The following is an 18,593-nucleotide window of genomic DNA, read 5'->3' as shown; positions in this document are numbered from 1 at the left end:
TATGAAAATTTTCCTGTATTGTTCATTTTTTATAAGTTCTCTGGTACATGCATTTTCTTGCTACGATAGGCAAGAAATTCATAAGGCTCCAATTCAATTTGATGAAAAGCGCATTGCTTTAACACGACAGTATCAATTAACTCATTATGGAATTGATTCTAAGTCAATTGAAATTGAACCAAAAATGATCGTATTGCATTGGACTTGTATTCCCACTCTTAAGGCAACCTTTCGTGTTTTTAATCCACCTACATTCCCTCAAAATTCCCCACGCATAAAAGAATTACCTGGTAACTTGAATGTATCAAGTCATTTTTTAGTGGATCGTGACGGAACGATTTATCAACTCATGCCCGACAACTGGATGGCAAGACATGTTATTGGATTGAATCATTATGCGATTGGTATTGAGAATATAGGAGGAATAGACAGTAAGGATGATCTAACAGAAGCACAAACAAAGGCAAATGCATTTTTAGTGTGTTATCTTAAAAAGAAATATCCGGAAATAAAATATGTTATTGGCCATAATGAGTATTTAAATTTTAAGAATACTCCCCTTTGGCTTGAGCGGGATCCAAATTATCAAACGGATAAAGACGATCCAGGGCCAGATTTTGTTAATCGAGTTATGAAATTAGTGCGTAGTAGTAAGAATATCCCACGCGGGCAGAACTTCTCGACTTATCAAACGAATTAAAATGTAGCCTGGGTGCAGCGCAGCGAAACCCGGGATTATAAGGAGTTTATTCATGTTCCAGGTTCTGCTGCGCTGCACCCAGGCTACAAGGACTCTTAATTCGAGAAAAAATTTATGGGTTTGTTCACTATGAAAAATCATTCTGTATCTTCTTGTTTTTTTATCTTTGGTTTTGGTTATACCGCCGAATTTTTAGCCAGAGAGCTGCTTAAATTAAATTTCAAAGTGATTGGCACAACTCGAGATAAGAATAAAATCTTAAATAGCACTCAAGAACATTACAAACTTATTGATTATTGCGGGGATGAAATAGAGCCTTATTTAAGCGAGGCAACCCATATTTTAGTATGTATTCCACCTGCAGAAAAAATAGGAGACCCTGTTCTTTCGTGTTTTAGTGATTTAATCAGTCAAAACACATCACATATCCGATGGCTGGGTTATCTGTCTTCTACCAGTGTTTATGGAGATCATCAAGGTGCTTGGGTAACTGAAGAGTCCAGTTCCATAGCAGCAGGAATACAGGGTAAATTAAGGTTAATAACTGAAAATAAATGGATGTCTTTTGCCAGACAACACGGAATTCCGCTGCATATTTTTCGATTGGCAGGAATTTATGGTCCGCATAGAAATGCAATCGAACGTATTATTGCTGGAAAAAAAGCCAGTATTTATAAGGAAGGACAGTATTTTTCCAGAGTACATGTTGCGGATATTACCTCGGTTATTCTCTCATCGCTAAAAAATCCTCAGCCATATTCAGTTTATAATGTTGCTGATGATGAACCCACACCAGTCCATATTGTTGATGCGTACGCTGCATCATTACTCGGATTTCCTGCCTTGCCACTTATATCCTACGAAACAGCAACGATGTCCTCTATGGAAAAGCAGTTTTATGCAAGTAATCGTCGGGTATCTAATGCAAAAATTAAAGAAGAGCTCAAAGTAAATCTAGAGTACCCATCTTACCGTGAGGGATTGAACCAGCTTTTTAAAGACGGTTACAGAAAAGAAGAATAAAGCAAATTAAAGACAGATAAAGTTGCTACAATAAATAATAAATGAATTTCTTATGAATTTTATCTCATGCTGGGAGCACATATGTCTGATAAGTTATTGGATGTATTGGTAGTTGGAGCAGGACCTGTCGGCTTATTTTGTGCAAATGAACTTAATCGTCAAGGTTTAAGTTGTCGGATCATTGATAAAAAATCAACACTTAGTGATAAATCCAAGGCGCTCGCCCTCCATATTCGAACGCTTGATCTTCTTCAGGACTGCGGTTTTCTTGATGAAATACTTATTGAGGGGCATAAAGTAGACGGCCTCTTGTTTAAATCTAAGGGAAAAGAACTGATTCATGCGACTTATACTCACCTTGAAGCCAATCGTCATTATATTATTGATCTTCCTCAAGACAAAACAGAACATATTTTATGTAACGAGCTAATCGATAGGGGGCTTCATGTTGAATGGCAAACGGAACTTACGGAAATAGAGCAAGCATCAGATCATATTGTATCCACTGTAAAACATGTTGATGGCACTCTAGAAAAAGTTCAGGCAAGTTGGATTATTGCTTGCGATGGTTCACACAGCACGTTAAGAAAGTTGGTTCATGCTGAGTTTGTTGGTTCCTACTACACACAAACTTGGTGGCTTGCTGATTTGCTGATTGATTGGAAACTTCCAGAAAATAAAATGGTTCTTTATGTGAGCGATAAAGGACCAGTTGCCTGTTTTCCCATGGGGAATAAACGCTATCGCTTGGTAATGACTGCACCCGAAAAAATCATGCATCAAGAACCAACAATGAAAAATATAGAACAAACCTTTAAAGCACGCTGTTCGGATAAAGCGACCCTTCGAGACCCTCTTTGGATTAGTCAATTTGGGATTGATCACAAACAAATTCAAAAATACCGTTATGGGCGTGTCTTTTTTGCTGGCGATGCGGCGCATGTGCATAGCCCTATGGGTGGGCAGGGTATGAATACGGGCATCCAAGATATTTATAATCTGGCTTGGAAACTGGCACTCGTACATAAAGGACTAGCAAAAAATTCTTTACTTGATAGTTATCATATTGAGCGTCATCCTATCGCTGCAAAAGTATTAAAAAAGACAGGGATAATGACGAATCTGATTATGATGACTAACCCATGGTTGATTAATTTGCGTAATTTTATTTTACAAACAGTCATGTCCTTCGATTCGATTAAAAATATTATCCTTTATGATCTTGCTGAACTGGCAGTAAGCTATGCTAAGAGTCCCATAGTGAAAATATTGGGTAAAAAAACACATTTCAAAATAGGCGAGTTTCTCATTAATTTTTCTTTTGTTGATGTTAAAAATAAAGAGAAAAAAGAGTTACAGTACATTACTCAAGGAACACAGCACCATTTATTTTTGTTTTCTGGACTTGCAAACAGTCAATTGTCTGTCTTGTCTGAAATTGCCGCAATGGTCCAACAACAATTTAAAGAATCAATCAAAACGCACATTGTATTGTCCACCTCTGAAATAATACCGTTTGCCGAAGAAATTTCAGTATTAATTGATGACAATCAAAAAATGCATCAACACTTCAAAATCAATGAACCTACTGCAGTACTGATTCGGCCAGATAAATACGTGGGTTTAACTCAATTGCCAGTGAATAAGGACGAACTACTGGCTTATATGGAAAATTCTTATCTTAATGTGAGTTCTAAAATGTGATTCAAGGCATTCAAAATAAGTATAATATTTAAATCAAATAATTCTTGATGACTTTTTCGTTTTATGCATAATTTGCGCCCAAAGTTTGTTATTTTTAGGATTTTTAATGGTGCACCCCTCAAGCAGACAAAAACTGAAAAAGAAGACATATTTTGAAGATAGCGGAAGTCTATAGACGCGTTTTTATTACTGAATTCAATGATTGGTTTTGTTGGCCTAATGGATAGGGCATTGAGCTGAGGATGCTTACTAAAAAGAAGAATAGCAATGCACTATTCGTCTAAATAACAAGCATACTGGCTCTGAAAATGCGCAAGAGGTTGTAATTAATCTAAAAATAGAATAAAAATTTGCTTAATGCTTTGTCTCGTTTATTGCACAGACAGTGAAAATCAGGCAAAAATGCAGTACAAAGAAGATTTAATCCCTTATCTCATCACAAACCTTCTTAAACTATGGACTGTTACATGCTGATAGGGACATTTTTGGCATAAATTTTTTCGATCACGTTTAAAAATGCATATATTGTCTATTATTTGAGCTAATGAATTGAATAAAAATAATAGAGCTGCATAGCCTGTGCCTTGCGCTAAAGCAAAAAAAATTCACAGATTATGCAAAAACTCTAATGAAGAAGGGATCAAATACTTTATGAAAATAAAATTACTGGCGCAGTGTGCTCATGTTTTAAGGAAAAAAAGTACCTTACTGTGTTGGCTTTTTAGTATTGTATTTTCAGTGAATGGTTTTGCGAGCCAAAGTGATACAGAATTGATTAAAAAAATAAAAGATATTGAAAAAAAATCAAATACAGTGATGGGAATTACTGCCATTTATATAGAGAAAAATAAAGTAATCGCGCATAACAGTAACCAACGTTTTTTCATGGCAAGTACCATCAAGTTGCCCATTGCAATGGCTTTTTTACATCGTGTTGATGAGAAAAAAGACTCATTAAATCGAGTGATTAAAATGGATTCACGGTATTCGGTTCCTGGCTCTGGAGCGCTACATTATTTATTTGAAAAGAAAAAACTGAATATTTCCTTAAAACAAATACTGATGCATACCCTTAAAAATAGCGATAATAGTGCAAGTGATGCATTATTGCAGGCAGCAAATGGGCCTCGATATGTAGCAAAACGAATGAATGCATTAGGATTCAAAAATATTTTCATTAATCGTTCCATTATGGAAATGTTTATAGATACAAATCATGTGGATCGTTCTTTTTTACAAAAACGCCAACCAGTGTATTCCTGGCAAAAAATATCTAATCGTGTTCCTCTTAAAGAAAAACAGCAAGCTTGGCAGCGCTTTGAAAAAGACATACGCGACACTACGACACCGAATGATATGGCAAAGTTGCTCGTAAAGTTATATAAAAAACAAGCGCTTTCAGAATCAAGTACTGAGCTTCTGATGAAGATTATGGAGCAATGCCGCACAGGACGCAGCAGAATAAAAGGATTATTACCTGCCAATGTGAAAGTGGCACATAAAACAGGAACCTGGTCAATCTATGAACGAGACTATTTAAGATATCCTGGCTCTAAAAAACTATATCGTTTTGTTAGTGATGTTGGAATTATTACCTTGCCTCATAATAAAGGACATATTGCGATTGCAGTATATGTCAAATCAAAATCGGCCAGTGATTATCCACGCAGTCGTGCCATAGCCTTAGCTAGCCGTGCTATTTATGATCATTTTATGAAGTCATCATGACAGCTCATCAAAAGTAGCTTGGGTGAATCGAACCCAAGCTACACGCATGTACTCAAAAAATATTAGAAAAGCTTTCCTATTTCGTATACTCTGTCACAAAAATAAACTTTAATAACAAGGAGGTTTTGATGGGCCGTTGTTCGACTTTGATTATTAATGGATTGATCTATTTTTGCATGAGCTTTGGTTTATACGCCCAATTACCCTGCGATTATCAGGATTTATCTGCTGCAGAAAAACAAGCTTTATTATGGAATGAAATTACCTTAAGCAATGCGGAAGAACCTTTGCCCCCACTAACTGGCAATAGTTATAATGAAGTACTTGAAAAAATAAAAGGATTGTTTCATTTAAAACCTACATTTGATCATGCCAGTGATGAAATACCAGAAGGCCGAGTAAAAATTATTCATGCTAATGGTTCCGTAGGAAAAATTACTTTAATTCCTGCAGCGGGTCATCCTTTTACCGGTATTTATCAGTCCGGTGGAATTGGTGTAGCACGTCTTTCTTTGGCGACTCCTCCTGCTGAAGATAATTATATTCCTGGAATGGCTGTTAAAATTTTAGTTTCCAAACATCCATCTTTAAACTTGCACATAATGAATTTACTTGAGGGACAAAAAGATAATTGGAATTATTTTGCAAAAGATTTTTCAAATAAAATCCCTCATCCTACAAGTTGGACGTTGACTGCAATTGAGAAAATATTTGAATTCACCCGGGATCCCGCAAATAATTTGCCTCTGTGGCATTTAGCTGCTTGGACGAGTGAGGGTAAATACAAAGGGATTCCAATATTTCCTGAGAGAATCTATTTCAGGCCGACTGACTTAGTCAAAAATTTGATTCCAGAAAATTCACGTGAAGATTTTAGAGTTTCTCTTTTGCAAGTACCTATGGGCTCCCTCTATGAAATATACGGGGAATATCAGGGTACAGAGTATCATATAGGAACATTAATGCTGGAAAGCCCTTTATTAGCCTCAAATTATGGTGATCAGAAACTATTTTTCCAACATCAACGATAATCATGCTTATACCTAGTACAATTTCAGTTATGTCTAAAAAGCTGTCATCCTGCCTGCGCAGGGATGACAGTTTTTTGTGGTTAATTTTGTAAGGAGCTCTCAGGAGCAAATCGCAGGACGTAGGGAAAGAGAAATTCCTTTCGTGAATAATCCCCCTGGTCTTAGTTGATTAAATTCAAAGAGGAAAAAATACTACTTTGTCTTCTTGTTCCTCGGACGCGATGATCAATTCTCTTGGACTTGATTTGGCTGTTGGCAACTCAATGAGTGATGTTGAGGGCTGTACAACGGGCTTTCCCAGGAGACCTAATTTTTTTATGCTGCCATCGAGCTCATTATTCAGGGACGTTTTAAGAAGTTCCTGTTTCTTTCGTTCATTGGGTTCTAAGCGGTATTCATCTGAATTAAGAACTTTATATCTTAAAACATTGCGAAGATAGATTTCTGATGGTGTTTTATCTGCAACTTTATTGCGATTCTCAATGAGATAACGAAACGCCTGCTCGATTTGTTGATCTTCAGTTTTTCGAGGATCCTTGCCGGAAGGTGTGTCTAGGTTATAAATATGGGGCAGGATACTCTGAAATCCATCATGTCCATGGACATAATTAATAGTGTATCCATTGTGTGTTGCAGGTCTTGCGGTTTCAGTTTCCTTCGTTTCATCCCAGCGATTCCATAAAAGATAAACCAAAGGCCATGCGGCTCGTTCTTCTTCTGATATGTTGGTTCTGTCGTGAATCGCATCAGTATGAAAAAGGGAATGAATGGTATTGTTCTCAATATGAGATTGAAATTGGTGATTTATTTGATCAATCGTTGTTGCTAAGGCTCGAAGCGTGGAGTCGTCATAGTTCACCCCAAGCCTTTTAGCCATCAATTTCAGGGCATCAAAGCGGATGGGAGCATGACTAAATAATGTGATCCCTTTTTCACTTATAGTGTAATCCAGAATCTTTAAGGTGGGTTTATAACTTTCATTAACCAAATGGATTAACTCGGAATGAGGAATAATTTCGTGATCAAGTAAAAGCTTAAGCCCCCAAAACGAAGGGATTTGAAAATCACCGATATAACCCTGAGGCACAAACAGATGTCCTGCGATGAGTTGCTCATATGCATAAATAAACTCACTGCCATGGTTTGAAACAAGAAGAGTTAATGGGCAATGATTGCGATGAAGCAAATTTAGAATTCTTAATGTGAAATAATCACAATTTCCGCGATCAGCAACCTCATCACCAAGAAGACGAACCAGCGTTTGATTATCACAGACTTCTAATTGCGCCATGAAGTGATTAAATTGGGCAACACAGTCAGGCAGCTTATTTTTAGGTTCGCTTAATTTTTGGTTTAATTTTTTTTGTTCTTCTTCAGCTGTATGGAGCTTTTCCAGTGTTTGTTGCCGCAATTGGACCAAAGTTTGATATTGTTGCGTTTCTTTGTTTCCTTCAATTAATTGTTTATCCAGATTTGCAAGACGTTCTTTTGTATTATCGATTTTTACCTGTGTAAGTTGCAAAAGAGTACGGTTTTCCAGATACTCTTGAAGGATCTCACCATACTGTTCATAGAGTGACACAAATTGCTGATAAGCTTCCTCAATATCTTTCACCTCATCTTTAAAGCGCATGATTTGCTGACGAAAGAGAAAGTGGATGAGTTTGATTGGGTTGCCATGTAAATCACCGAGCGTGATCGAGCCTAAACTATGTTCGAATTCACTTGGATATTTATAAATATCAACATTTTTATTTATAAGATGATTGGTCATCCATTAACCCACATATAAGAAAATTTTTTATTTAGAAGAAAGTAATTGATCCAACCCCAAATATCAAATAAGAGGTTATACTCCGATCTATAATAAATCATTATGCGCTTTAATTTTGAATCGGATGTGCGTCAGCTAAAACAGGAAAAATAAAATGAATAAATTAATTATGGCGTTGCCTAAGATTGAACTTCACATTCATATAGAAGGGACGCTTGAACCTGATTTAATGTTTTTATTAGCAAAACGAAATAACATGGTATTGCCCTACAAAAATCCTGAGGAACTTCATGCTGCCTATCAATTTACTGATCTGCAATCCTTTTTAAATCTTTATTATGCAGGAACCAATGTTTTGCAAACTGAAGAAGATTTTTATGATCTAACCTGGGCCTACATGCAAAAAATACAGCAGCAAAATGTACGACATACGGAAATTTTTTTTGATCCGCAAACACATACTGCTCGAGGTATTGATATTGGAGTAGTGATTCATGGCATTCATAAAGCACTGGAAGAGGCAAAAAGGCAGTTCAACATAAGCTCAGAGATGATTTTATGTTTTTTGAGAGATTTGCCTGAAGAAGATGCTTTGCGTACTTTAGAAAGTGCATTGACGTATCAAGATAAATTTATTGCTGTGGGCTTGGATTCTGCTGAGCGTGCTCATCCCCCCAGAGATTTTGTTGCGGTATTTGCTAAAGCAAGAGCTCATGGTTTGTTAACTGTTGCTCATGCAGGCGAAGAAGGCCCGGCAGCTTATATTACTGAAGCTTTAGATCTTTTAAAGGTATCTCGTATTGATCACGGCGTGCGCTGTTTAGAGGATATGGAACTTGTAGCGCGCTTACAAAAACACCAAATACCGCTTACAGTATGCCCCTTATCCAATATTAAACTGTGTGTTTTTAAGACCATGAAAGAACATCCTATTAAAAAAATGCTCAATATGGGGCTGGCTGTTACGATTAATTCGGATGATCCTGCTTATTTCTCCGGCTACATAGAAGAAAACTATAGTGCTGTAGCAGACACCTTCCAATTAACCAATCAGGAATTAGTTCAGTTAGTACGAAATAGCATTCAGGCAAGTTTTTGTACCGCACAACGCAAGCAACAATTAGTGTCTGAGCTTGAGGCAGTGATTCAGAATTTCACATCATAAATGAGTTTATGACATTTCATTTCCGATATTTCTCGCTTATAAGCTGGACTACTTTTCTTGGGAAATTTATTTAATAATATGATTTTCTTAAATTACTCTGAATAAGGATAATATTACATGAATGGATTATCGCGAGTTAGTGCACATCATGGGAAGCTTAAAAAAAATGTATGGTTTGCTTTATGGGGTCTTAGTCTGATGAATTCATTGGCTTACGCGAATACAACATGTCCTGGTTTAGATATCAATGCGATCTGTGTTAATGGAGCATGGCAAGTCATGATTGTTCCTAATGGGGCGCATTGGGTACTTATGGGTGAAAGTGTTAATGGCAAATCGTGCACTAATAATGAACAAGCTGATGATGTACGTTGGAACTATGCGTTTACTTCTGCTCGTCTGGGAATCGCAGGATGTAACTACGGTTTATTTGATAATAAACTGAACCAGATTGGTTTGATACAAATTAAATCCACTCAATACATCCGCACAGGCAGTAATTGGGAGCAAGGCAGTTACCCAGGAAACTGGACCTGTCGCGAATCGCAAGAAACCTGTTTGTTTCGTTAGAGCAAACAAGGAATACCAATGGAGGTATCCTTTGCTTGATACATTTCTGCCTAAGACAACTTTATGTTTGCATCGCAGCAATAAAGTAACAAGGCGTAGATTATGCAAGAGCTCTATTCATTGTTGCCGAATTCAGTTCGATTATAAAATCATTAAAGCACTGCTGAACTTGGTTAAAAGCCATTAACCAAGGAACATGGCCTGCTTGAGCAATGATTTTATTGATAGTGTTTTTCCCTTGGAACCCTTTATTTTCCAGGAAGATTTTGGGTGGGCAAATAAAGTCATTTTCGCTGGCAATGGTCATTGTGGGTATGGATTCGGGAAACCATTTGCAGGAATAATCGGGATAAAAATGTTCAATGGCATGATAATAAGCTGTGTTATTAAAAGCAAAAAGAGGGAGGATTTTTTCCCCTTCCGTTAATTCATCGGCAGTGAAACAGTAATATTTATAAGTGTTCCAAAATTCTTTGTATGTTTCATCTGAAGGGCTTAAATGATATTGAGTGGCTGCAGGAAGCAAATCAGGTAAATGATGTTGCTGTTGCATGGCGCTTACATGTTCGAAAAAACTGTTTTTGGTCGTGGTATTCATTAATACCAGTCCTGTTAAATAGTTTTTTAATTCGGGTAAATTTAATGCAAACATTCCTGCAAAACTGTGAGTGACCAATACTGGTTGGTGAAAGGATTTTAACAAATCGATTAAACCTTCTTGCCAATATTTGATGCTCAGTTCGCCCTGGGTATTGGTCCCATCCTGAGGAAAATCTAAAAGAAAAATAGACCCAGGCAAATACAATTTATGACACAAATCAGCCAGGTACTCCGATCCCAATCCTGGACCACCGGGCAAAAATAACCAGGAAAATCCATGGCTTTCAGTAAGTTGGTTTATCCTATAACCATATTTAGTGTATTTCATGCAGTGTACTACCTCTTTTTCGCGGGTATTTATCATAAGCAGAGCGAATTAAATACCTAGCTTTTTCTTCATCCAATCTGACACTCACCTTTCAATTTTACTCAATCAGAAAAATGCTTACATAGAATAGCTATGCGCACATTTTTCTTCAATCACAAAATTGAAATCTGAGCATCAGCTTGGCAAATAAAACGCTAGGTATTTAATTCGCTCTGCTTAGCATATCGATTAGTTGAATTAATGCTGCATTAACATTTATAGTGGATTAGGTACCCATTCATTTACTCGAAATAAGTATGAAGCTGAACTATTGAAACAGGGAGTGTATTGTGAAAAAAACATATCATAGTGTTTTCTTATGTCTTTTTTTAATTTCGGTTCAGGTACATGCAACTGCAACCTATCTTAGATACAGCGGTAAATGTCAATTCACACTGACTCGAGAGAGATATGCTTATTGTTTGGAAAAAGAGATGGTTTTTTATGATAGGGAATTTAGTCAGCTTTATAGTAATTTAACGCCTGAAGTATCACTCCTTGCTACGGAAGCATTAGCAACGCAGATTATCGAACCTAACTGTGATGCTATAGCAATGAAAATTGGTGCGGGTTTGGAATATCATATTGCGTTTCGGATCTGTATGATTCATATCACTAGAGAAAAAATTGCATGTATTAAAAGATTCATTCCCTGTAAAATATGCTGGGGTAGGAAATTGGCTAATTCACTAAAAAGACCCTTATTATTCTTGGAAAATGTTTCGATTCATATATCCGATCCTACGTGATTGTATGAATGCTTGGCTGAGAAATTTTTGAATTGGGCATGGAAAACAAACCCCTCTCTTATGAGCAGGAGAGGAGCGAATTTTTTAATTTGGTGATGAAGGTTTTGATGCGACGGCGCTATCAGCACACGCATCAGCAACACTATCAATTTCATCGTAATATTGTTTATCGGTCATATCATTTGATTTTTTGAGCAGTTCGACTAATTTAGGTTTAGCGCATTCGCAATAGGCAGTAATTAATTTTTTATCTTCGTCAGTTGGTTTGGGGAGAACAAGATCCCATCGGTCCTGACAATAATCAGCAACATCACTGTCTTTTACTTTGCTTAAGCCGATGTCATCTTCTATAGAGTCCATCGCGTCATGAAGCAAAGTTCTTGACATACATACCTTAGCTGCTTTTTCTTTATCGTCTAATGGTTGTTTTGCAGCGCAACCACAAAATTTTTCACCAAAATTCTTAAAATCTACTTTGTCTTTTGCTTCATCTGCATGTTTCATCCAGCCCTCAGTACAACGAGTTTGAAAGTCTCCTGCAGCATCTGCATTAACTAATAAGGAAAACAGCATTGTAAGAGCAAAAATACTGATCCTTTTTAAAAAAGACCGGTTCATAATATGTCACTCCTTTGATTGTAAATAGCACTGTCTCAACATTGAGCATAGTCAATGTCGAGCAGGTAATCTATAACTTTTTAAAAATTTAGTTTTTATCTCATTTTAGCTAAAATTATTTTTTTAAAAGAAAAACGATAATCATGATAAAAACAGTAGAAAAACATTGGTCTCGAGTAGAGTATCTTCACGAGAATGTAAAGAATCCCAACATTCACATAAAAGGGACACATAGCTATTACAGTGATGCGTGGACAGGCAGTTTCGAAGAAACAGTAGTCAGGTACCTCTATGGAGATGAATTCAGTTTAAAAAATTGGCAGTCGCAATGGGAAATTGATCAGCTTTATATAGGGGATTATGTTTGTATTGCCGCTGAGGCAATTATTATGTTAGGAGGAAATCATAATCATCGAGCTGATTGGTTTTGTTTGTATCCTTTTGCAGACAATTATGTCCAAGCTTATCAAGGTAAGGGCGATACATGCATTAAAGATGGCGTTTGGCTTGGTATGCGTTCGATGATTATGCCAGGTATTACCATTGGTGAAGGAGCAATCATCGCTGCCAATAGCGTGGTAACACGAGAAGTTGAACCGTACAGTATTGTTGCCGGTAGCCCAGCTCGAATTGTTAAAAAACGATTTGCAGAACATGTGATTCAACGCATCATCAATCTGGATATCTATTCGTGGCCCGAAGAAAAATTTAATCGCTTGCAGCCATATATTTGCAACAACGACATCGTAGTCCTGGAAGAACAAAGCAGTCAATATGACTCTTTAATACAAGATGAGCGAGAACGAATGGATTAGATCTGGGGCTGGTTTGTCTGGCCCAAGCCAGAATAGTCTAATCACATAGTGCTTTCACTGCATGAGTTCCCAAATCAGTAATCAGAGCTTTAGCGCCAGTGGATGTTGCACGATATTTTTGTTTTCATTTCACCAAAAGCATAATTAAAATAATTTGTTTCGAGGAAAAAATCTATATTTTGCATCATAGTTAATGAGGATGAGCGGATACCCCAAAAGTAGGTGCGATTAGGATAAGTTGTGCCTTATCAAGTCTAGTCATGAAGCAATTAGGTTCTTAGCTGAGTAGAAAAATTATTCTGAAGCGCATCCAAAAACTCTCTTACTGTATGCACTTTCTGACTAAAGAGTTCATCTGCTTTACCGGTTTTAACGAATGCCCTTAATTCTTTGCCTAAATTGCCATTTCTCAATGTGGCAATATTCTCTTCGGAGAAAACAACTTTCTCGCCTTGCAATGCACGTTGTACCGCTTTAACTGCATTGCGTTTTTGTGTCAAGCTTTTCTGAATACAGGTAAAAAAAGTATAGAAATATTCTTTAGTTTTTCCCGAAGAATCAACTTTTTTTTCTCTATCTTTGAGATAGCCTGATAAGAGTTTATTAATGTCATATTCTCTAATTTTTTCCTTATCGCCAGCTAAAGTGTAGCCATTGATAATCGCTTTAATGCTTGCTCCATGCTTGGTTCGATATTCTTCAACTTTTTCATGATTGCCTGCTAAAGCGTACCCCTCAACAATCGCATTAACATCTGCCTTGAATTTTATTCGGTATTCTTCAACTTTGTCATGATTTCCGGCTGAAGCATAGCCTTGGGCTATCACATGAACAGTTGCTGGATATTCGGTAAAATATTTTTTAACCTGGTCATGATTTTCAACCATAGCATAGCTTTGAGCAATCACATAAACGTTTGCTTTATAGTCCTTCCGATACTCTTCAACCTTCTCATAATTCTCAGCTAAAGCATAACCTTGAACAATTGCGGTGATCATTTGATTACGGAAGTTTTGATCAAGGCGTGTATCGGCGAGATGTTGATAGTATTCAACTTGGTTATAATTTCCTGCTAAAGCATAATACTTGGCAATTGCAAACAAGCTTATATGATGTGTCGTACGGTATTCTTGAACTTTTGCATGATTTCCCGCTAGAGCATAGCCCTTGGCAATCATTAGTGGCTTTGCACCATGCTTGCTCCGATATTCTTCAACTTTTATATCATTTCCCGCTCGCGCATAACCTTCGGCAATTGCATGAACGCTTGCTTTATATCGCGTCCGATATTCTTCAACTTTCGTGTGATTTCCAGTGATTGCATAGCCCTGAGCAATTGCATCGATGCATTCTTTATGTTTCCTACGATATTGTTCAACGTTAGTGTGATACCCTGTAATTGCGTAGCCTTGGGCAATCGCCCGCACACTTGCTGAGGTCTGATAGTTTTTGACTTTTGTATGTTGTCCCGTTAAAGCATAACCTTTAGCAATGGCATTAATGTTTGCTTTATAGTGCTCCCAGTAATACAGCACTTGCTCATGATTGCCCGCACAAGCATAGCCTTCCGCAATTGCATGAACACTGGCTTTAAATTTTTTTCTATAGTGTTCAACCTGGTCATCATTTTTTGCAAAAGCGTATCCTTGGGCGATTGCATGGACGCTTGCTTTATATTTCGCCTGATATTCTCCAACCATCAGGGTATTTCCAGCTACAGCATAGCCTTGAGCAATAATGTCAATGTTTGCTTTATACAGTCTGCGGTAGTCATCGACTTTATCATGTTTTCCGGCTATTGCATAAGCATAGGCAATGGAATCAACGCTTGCACCAAGTTCCCGTAACCATTCTACTTGCTTAAATTGTCCTTTTAATGCTAACTCAGCAGCTGGGGTAAGTAGCGGATGATCGCTTCTTTTAGGGTCAATATGTGCTCCATTTAACCTTTTGCGTAAATCTTCCTTATCCGTTGCTTGTACTGTTGATGGGTATATATGGGAATACATAAAGTTAATCTTATAAAACATCATGGATTTTAATTGTACATCAAATGAATTTATGAGTCGATTTGTAAATTAATTAATGAGGATTGAAAAGTTAGAAATCCCATGTAAAATTTTCGTGTGAAAATTTTGGACTCAAATTTATTAGGGATGATTAAATGCTTAAAAAACTTCTTATTTGTGCTTCTTTTTTCTTGTTTTCACTTGCAGCACACAGTATGCCTGATGAAGAAAAAGCCTATCTTGCGAATCAATGCGATGAACTGTCACAAAAAATTGGGGAATTAAATGTTAATCAAACCAATTCTTGCTCATCCATAATACAAGAATCTGCAAAATTAGTAGCTCATAGCGGAAGATTTATCTTAAAAGAATACTGGTTTAATGCCAGAACCAATCTATATCGTTCTTACAGATTATTGCATGATGCGAATCAAATGAATTGTAAAACTGCCTCAGGAATTTATGCAGCCCAAAAAGGTATCGATGACATCCTGGAACAAATATATGGGTTCGAATAGAACCAATGAGAAAAATGGCATTAATATAAGATGATGGAATGATAAGGTAAATTGAATAGCACTAGATAAAATCAAAATATTTACATTCCACGCTATGCGCGAAATCCAGCGTTACATGCACGATTCACTGGATGCCGTGCATAAAGCCTGTACGATCCCCACAAAATTCAAAGAAAGACTGTAGTGGGGGTCTGTGTTGTGGCATTTAGCTCAGAGAGTAGAGGTAATAAATTTTGAAACTGTTTTACTTTGAGAGAGATTCCTTTTTTGAGAGCTTCGCGCCCTAAATAGACCAGGGATAAAATGTTGGTGAATTTTGAAGAGTGAGCCTGAAAGGAAGATGCATATCCTTTACGCTTGGTAAAAATGCCAGCAAGCCAACAAGCAAAAGTAGAGATAGCAGCAATAAGCAGTAATATGCTCATTCTTTGAGGAGAACGAGAAAGACTTTCTTTCAATCCAAACCCATAACGAGTACATTTTGTATCACGAAAATTTTCTTCTATTTGCATGCGTTGCCGATAAATATTCACAGCGTATTCAGCGGTGTTTGTTGAGGTCAATGAAGTGACCAATAACCAAGGCTCACGATGAGCTCTAGCATATCGTTTACTCATTGCATCACGCCTACCTTTCTTGTATTCACTCTATGACGACCTTTAGAGAGGCCTTTATAGAGTATAAAGTGAGCAGGGATTTGTTCTTTCTCTGTAAGAAGGCCCTGCCCCAAGTAGTTAGGTTTGGCTGTGGCTTGTTCATAATAGATATGACTTAATTGCCAAGTTGCTGTAGCCTCTAAATATATCGCATTCTTATGGCGTAATCGGCCTAAAAAATCCCAATCAAGCGCTCGAACATAGGAAAACCAAGGCGCTCTAAATCCCGCATCGGTAACAATAATAGGTTGTACAGAGCTCGGTAAAATAGCTTTTAGATTATTTAAAAATTCTTTATGAGTTTGATGGTTATTTTGTTTTTTCTGTGGATGACATTCTTCGTAAATCACAATCGAGCGTCCTTGCATCGACAAGGAGGCTCTCAATAAATAGAGTTTAGTCTGCGAACATATACAGCTCCAATCAACATGAATCCAGGGGCGTCTTTGTGCTGCTAGTAGATAATGACTCATTGTCCTATAAAATTCAATCGCTTCTTTTTGTAATCGCGTATTCCCTAATAAGCGGTCTATCCTTTTTATATTGCTGCGAGTCTTAACTTTAGTATGAGGCAAATGACGGCCAAGCGATGTCAGCGTTAATTTATTTACCTTAATTAACGTCGATGAAGCCATGATTAAATTGTGTAAGCGTGATTTATGAATAAAAGGTAATTCTTTTGCTAATGTTTTGTGTAATAATTGCATCAGGTGCATGACGTCGATCTTTTATTGTTGTGGAACTCTATTGGATCATAATCCGTCATGCACTTTCAATACCATTATTCCTATATTTCAATGCCTTAAACCAAATTTTTTTGTCTATCTCTCAGGCATAAAGCACGGCAAGTGGGTAAAAAATATGTTATAGAGTAAATGCATCGAATAGTATGATATAAAAGTCAAATGCCTACGTTCTGCGCTTTATGCGCGGAATCCAGTTGCGGGTTTTCATGGAGGATCGATTGAATGTTGTGCATCAAGCAGGGCAAGTAGACACAAAAAGGCTATTTTATGTTCAAAAATTAGATGTGTTTACCCTGGATAGGATAACTAAGTCTCTAAAAAAGGAAATACAAATGAAAATTATTGTGGTTGGTGGAACTGGATTAATAGGTGACGCAGTATGTAAAGAGTTGAAACAACGGCACACAGTGATTACAGTGGGACATACTAATGGTGATTTTCAAGTTGACATTAGAGACGCCCGTTCAATTGAATTACTATATAAATCAATAGGTTCGTTCGATGCAGTTGTTGCTGTAACGGGTGAAGTGTATTTTGAAACATTAACGGCTTTTACTGAGGAACAATATACTATTGGTTTGAATAGTAAGTTGATGGGGCAAGTCAGGCTCGTATTAATTGGCCTCAAATACATCAATAAAGGAGGTTCATTTACTTTAACAAGCGGTGTTTTAAGCCATGATCCAATCCTTACGGGAACATCTGCGTCTATGGTCAATGGAGCCATCGATTCTTTTGTAAAAAGCGCAGCGATTGAATTACCGCATCATCTTCGTATCAATGCAGTAAGTCCTACAGTTATATCAGAAGCAATGAGTCGCTATGCACCTTTTTTTCGTGGTTTTGAACCGGTGCCTGTCAATCGAGTTGCTTTGGCTTACAGTAAAAGTATCGAAGGAGCTCAAACGGGTATGGTTTATTCTGTTGAGTAAAATTCCAGAGTTCACGATATAATGGATTTTATTGCATGCTGGAGCGACGATTTAAGTTATTGAGGAATGATTTTAAAATGCAGATGAGAATATTCTGGTTTATTTTGTTTTCCTATTTATTTGCAGCAAAAATTAATGCGGCTGCTCCTGCGGATTTAATGTTTCATGATAAACCCATAGATCCCTTATGTTTTTTTAATATCGAAGGAAAAACAATTGATCTGGAACAATGTGGGGTGGAAAAAGAGAAATACGTTGTCAAAGGACATAATTCCCAGCTCATCGCAAAAGGCTATATTGGTTATAATTGGCAAGATCCTCAGTTTCCAGACTCAACTGAAGGGTATAGCTATTATAAATTTTTTAATGCTGGAGAAAGCCTATATTGGCTTTATACAATTAATAGCGGCGGAGGTACTGGTGAGTTTACTGCCATACATCGAGTGAAAAGAAAAAATACGGATACGGTAGAGGTTGAAACTCTAGCGGATGGTGACCGTTGTAATGGCGGCCTGCACGATGTAGCTGAAATCAATAACCACTTAAATTTTAGCCAGAATCTTACTGCCTATGATCTGATTGCATTATCCAAGAATCTAAACCCTACAGTTAAAGCGTATGATGATTTAGCGGCATGTGCCATTTGCTGTGTTGCTAAAGCATATTATGAAGTGAACTCAAATGCGCAGTTGAAATTGAGTTATGTTGATTTAGGAACTATTGAAGAAACTAAAGAAATGCCCGATCAGGGGGCGCTGCAGTCGTGTTTTAATCAATTAATCACTTCTTATGTTACTGCGGGTAAAACCAAGTTAAAGCAAAATATGCTCGATGAGCTTGCAGCAAAATTTAAGCAAACATGTAAGAAAAATTAAAATGAGTTTTTAC

18 protein-coding genes are annotated in these 18,593 nt (G+C 37.1%); 12 read left to right on the top strand and 6 right to left on the bottom strand.

Features of this window, described 5'->3' with window-relative positions; translation table 11 throughout:
• Position 1: 1 nt before the first annotated feature.
• The 5 genes from DY223_RS14830 to DY223_RS14810 all read left to right on the top strand — a co-directional run bounded on the left by DY223_RS14830 (position 2) and on the right by DY223_RS14810 (position 6,186).
• Positions 2–700, top strand: coding sequence for a peptidoglycan recognition protein family protein (locus tag DY223_RS14830; protein ID WP_058459386.1), 699 nt, complete (start codon positions 2–4; stop codon positions 698–700).
• A gap of 129 nt (positions 701–829) precedes the next feature.
• The gene (locus tag DY223_RS14825; protein ID WP_058459385.1) at positions 830–1,723 is read left to right on the top strand and encodes an SDR family oxidoreductase; all 894 of its coding nucleotides are present in this window, start codon (positions 830–832) and stop codon (positions 1,721–1,723) included.
• 81 nt (positions 1,724–1,804) lie between these two features.
• A complete protein-coding gene (locus tag DY223_RS14820; RefSeq protein WP_058459384.1) occupies positions 1,805–3,427 on the top strand; it encodes an FAD-dependent monooxygenase in 1,623 nt (540 codons plus the stop codon).
• 651 nt (positions 3,428–4,078) lie between these two features.
• Positions 4,079–5,155, top strand: coding sequence for a class A beta-lactamase (gene bla, locus DY223_RS14815; RefSeq protein WP_058459399.1), 1,077 nt, complete (start codon positions 4,079–4,081; stop codon positions 5,153–5,155).
• A 128-nt stretch (positions 5,156–5,283) separates the two neighbouring features.
• Positions 5,284–6,186 carry a hypothetical protein gene (locus DY223_RS14810; RefSeq protein WP_058459383.1) on the top strand — a complete coding sequence of 301 codons (903 nt, stop codon included), beginning with the start codon at positions 5,284–5,286 and terminating at the stop codon, positions 6,184–6,186.
• 175 nt (positions 6,187–6,361) lie between these two features.
• Here the strand turns inward: DY223_RS14810 and wip are convergent, their stop codons facing one another.
• The gene (gene wip, locus DY223_RS14805) at positions 6,362–7,960 is read right to left on the bottom strand and encodes a Dot/Icm T4SS effector Wip (protein ID WP_058459382.1); all 1,599 of its coding nucleotides are present in this window, start codon (positions 7,958–7,960) and stop codon (positions 6,362–6,364) included.
• 154 nt (positions 7,961–8,114) lie between these two features.
• Between wip and DY223_RS14800 the strand changes: the two genes are divergently transcribed.
• The gene (locus DY223_RS14800; RefSeq protein WP_058459381.1) at positions 8,115–9,125 is read left to right on the top strand and encodes an adenosine deaminase; all 1,011 of its coding nucleotides are present in this window, start codon (positions 8,115–8,117) and stop codon (positions 9,123–9,125) included.
• Between the two features lie 117 nt (positions 9,126–9,242).
• Entirely contained in the window at positions 9,243–9,695 is a 453-nt protein-coding gene (locus DY223_RS14795; RefSeq protein ID WP_058459380.1) for a hypothetical protein, read from the top strand.
• Positions 9,696–9,795: 100 nt separating this feature from the next.
• Here DY223_RS14795 and DY223_RS14790 read toward each other — a convergent pair whose 3' ends face one another.
• Positions 9,796–10,623 carry an alpha/beta hydrolase gene (locus DY223_RS14790; RefSeq protein WP_058459379.1) on the bottom strand — a complete coding sequence of 276 codons (828 nt, stop codon included), beginning with the start codon at positions 10,621–10,623 and terminating at the stop codon, positions 9,796–9,798.
• 329 nt (positions 10,624–10,952) lie between these two features.
• Between DY223_RS14790 and DY223_RS14785 the strand changes: the two genes are divergently transcribed.
• Positions 10,953–11,411 carry a lysozyme inhibitor LprI family protein gene (locus DY223_RS14785; RefSeq protein WP_235810512.1) on the top strand — a complete coding sequence of 153 codons (459 nt, stop codon included), beginning with the start codon at positions 10,953–10,955 and terminating at the stop codon, positions 11,409–11,411.
• Positions 11,412–11,495: 84 nt separating this feature from the next.
• On the opposite strand, the gene DY223_RS14780 is transcribed toward DY223_RS14785, so the two are convergent.
• A complete protein-coding gene (locus DY223_RS14780; RefSeq protein WP_058459377.1) occupies positions 11,496–12,029 on the bottom strand; it encodes a hypothetical protein in 534 nt (177 codons plus the stop codon).
• A gap of 143 nt (positions 12,030–12,172) precedes the next feature.
• Here DY223_RS14780 and DY223_RS14775 point away from each other — a divergent pair, with 143 nt between their 5' ends.
• The gene (locus DY223_RS14775; protein ID WP_058459376.1) at positions 12,173–12,844 is read left to right on the top strand and encodes a CatB-related O-acetyltransferase; all 672 of its coding nucleotides are present in this window, start codon (positions 12,173–12,175) and stop codon (positions 12,842–12,844) included.
• 269 nt (positions 12,845–13,113) lie between these two features.
• Here DY223_RS14775 and DY223_RS14770 read toward each other — a convergent pair whose 3' ends face one another.
• Positions 13,114–14,877, bottom strand: a complete 1,764-nt coding sequence (locus DY223_RS14770) for a hypothetical protein (protein ID WP_160116289.1) — start codon at positions 14,875–14,877, stop codon at positions 13,114–13,116.
• A gap of 131 nt (positions 14,878–15,008) precedes the next feature.
• On the opposite strand from DY223_RS14770, the gene DY223_RS14765 reads away from it, so the two are divergent.
• The gene (locus tag DY223_RS14765; RefSeq protein WP_058459374.1) at positions 15,009–15,371 is read left to right on the top strand and encodes a hypothetical protein; all 363 of its coding nucleotides are present in this window, start codon (positions 15,009–15,011) and stop codon (positions 15,369–15,371) included.
• Between the two features lie 167 nt (positions 15,372–15,538).
• On the opposite strand, the gene DY223_RS14760 is transcribed toward DY223_RS14765, so the two are convergent.
• Both DY223_RS14760 and DY223_RS14755 read right to left on the bottom strand, forming a co-directional pair.
• Positions 15,539–15,988 carry a hypothetical protein gene (locus tag DY223_RS14760; RefSeq protein WP_058460248.1) on the bottom strand — a complete coding sequence of 150 codons (450 nt, stop codon included), beginning with the start codon at positions 15,986–15,988 and terminating at the stop codon, positions 15,539–15,541.
• Complete coding sequence (locus DY223_RS14755) at positions 15,985–16,734, bottom strand: IS4 family transposase (RefSeq protein WP_160116276.1); 750 nt, start codon at positions 16,732–16,734, stop codon at positions 15,985–15,987. The genes DY223_RS14760 and DY223_RS14755 overlap by 4 nt, the downstream gene beginning before the upstream one ends.
• A gap of 371 nt (positions 16,735–17,105) precedes the next feature.
• Here DY223_RS14755 and DY223_RS14750 point away from each other — a divergent pair, with 371 nt between their 5' ends.
• Positions 17,106–17,705: a short chain dehydrogenase gene (locus tag DY223_RS14750; RefSeq protein ID WP_058458487.1), complete on the top strand. Its 600-nt coding sequence runs from the start codon at positions 17,106–17,108 to the stop codon at positions 17,703–17,705.
• A gap of 77 nt (positions 17,706–17,782) precedes the next feature.
• The gene (locus DY223_RS14745) at positions 17,783–18,580 is read left to right on the top strand and encodes a hypothetical protein (RefSeq protein ID WP_058458488.1); all 798 of its coding nucleotides are present in this window, start codon (positions 17,783–17,785) and stop codon (positions 18,578–18,580) included.
• The last annotated feature ends 13 nt before the right edge of the window (positions 18,581–18,593 follow it).

Source organism: Legionella bozemanae (genome assembly GCF_900450575.1).
Taxonomy (GTDB): domain Bacteria; phylum Pseudomonadota; class Gammaproteobacteria; order Legionellales; family Legionellaceae; genus Legionella; species Legionella bozemanae.
Note: the sequence above shows the minus strand (reverse complement) of the source record. Positions and strands in the feature narration are given on the sequence as shown.

What these genes read in the sequence shown, in the direction of transcription:
- DY223_RS14770 (WP_160116289.1), bottom strand. Translation starts at nt 14,877, where the DNA reads ATGATGTTTTATAAGATTAACTTTATGTATTCCCATATATACCCATCA.
- DY223_RS14800 (WP_058459381.1), top strand. Translation starts at nt 8,115, where the DNA reads ATGAATAAATTAATTATGGCGTTGCCTAAGATTGAACTTCACATTCAT.
- DY223_RS14810 (WP_058459383.1), top strand. Translation starts at nt 5,284, where the DNA reads ATGGGCCGTTGTTCGACTTTGATTATTAATGGATTGATCTATTTTTGC.
- DY223_RS14765 (WP_058459374.1), top strand. Translation starts at nt 15,009, where the DNA reads ATGCTTAAAAAACTTCTTATTTGTGCTTCTTTTTTCTTGTTTTCACTT.
- DY223_RS14745 (WP_058458488.1), top strand. Translation starts at nt 17,783, where the DNA reads ATGCAGATGAGAATATTCTGGTTTATTTTGTTTTCCTATTTATTTGCA.
- DY223_RS14750 (WP_058458487.1), top strand. Translation starts at nt 17,106, where the DNA reads ATGAAAATTATTGTGGTTGGTGGAACTGGATTAATAGGTGACGCAGTA.
- DY223_RS14760 (WP_058460248.1), bottom strand. Translation starts at nt 15,988, where the DNA reads ATGAGTAAACGATATGCTAGAGCTCATCGTGAGCCTTGGTTATTGGTC.
- DY223_RS14830 (WP_058459386.1), top strand. Translation starts at nt 2, where the DNA reads ATGAAAATTTTCCTGTATTGTTCATTTTTTATAAGTTCTCTGGTACAT.
- DY223_RS14780 (WP_058459377.1), bottom strand. Translation starts at nt 12,029, where the DNA reads ATGAACCGGTCTTTTTTAAAAAGGATCAGTATTTTTGCTCTTACAATG.
- DY223_RS14795 (WP_058459380.1), top strand. Translation starts at nt 9,243, where the DNA reads ATGAATGGATTATCGCGAGTTAGTGCACATCATGGGAAGCTTAAAAAA.
- wip (WP_058459382.1), bottom strand. Translation starts at nt 7,960, where the DNA reads ATGACCAATCATCTTATAAATAAAAATGTTGATATTTATAAATATCCA.
- DY223_RS14790 (WP_058459379.1), bottom strand. Translation starts at nt 10,623, where the DNA reads ATGAAATACACTAAATATGGTTATAGGATAAACCAACTTACTGAAAGC.
- DY223_RS14775 (WP_058459376.1), top strand. Translation starts at nt 12,173, where the DNA reads ATGATAAAAACAGTAGAAAAACATTGGTCTCGAGTAGAGTATCTTCAC.
- bla (WP_058459399.1), top strand. Translation starts at nt 4,079, where the DNA reads ATGAAAATAAAATTACTGGCGCAGTGTGCTCATGTTTTAAGGAAAAAA.
- DY223_RS14825 (WP_058459385.1), top strand. Translation starts at nt 830, where the DNA reads ATGAAAAATCATTCTGTATCTTCTTGTTTTTTTATCTTTGGTTTTGGT.
- DY223_RS14820 (WP_058459384.1), top strand. Translation starts at nt 1,805, where the DNA reads ATGTCTGATAAGTTATTGGATGTATTGGTAGTTGGAGCAGGACCTGTC.
- DY223_RS14755 (WP_160116276.1), bottom strand. Translation starts at nt 16,734, where the DNA reads ATGCAATTATTACACAAAACATTAGCAAAAGAATTACCTTTTATTCAT.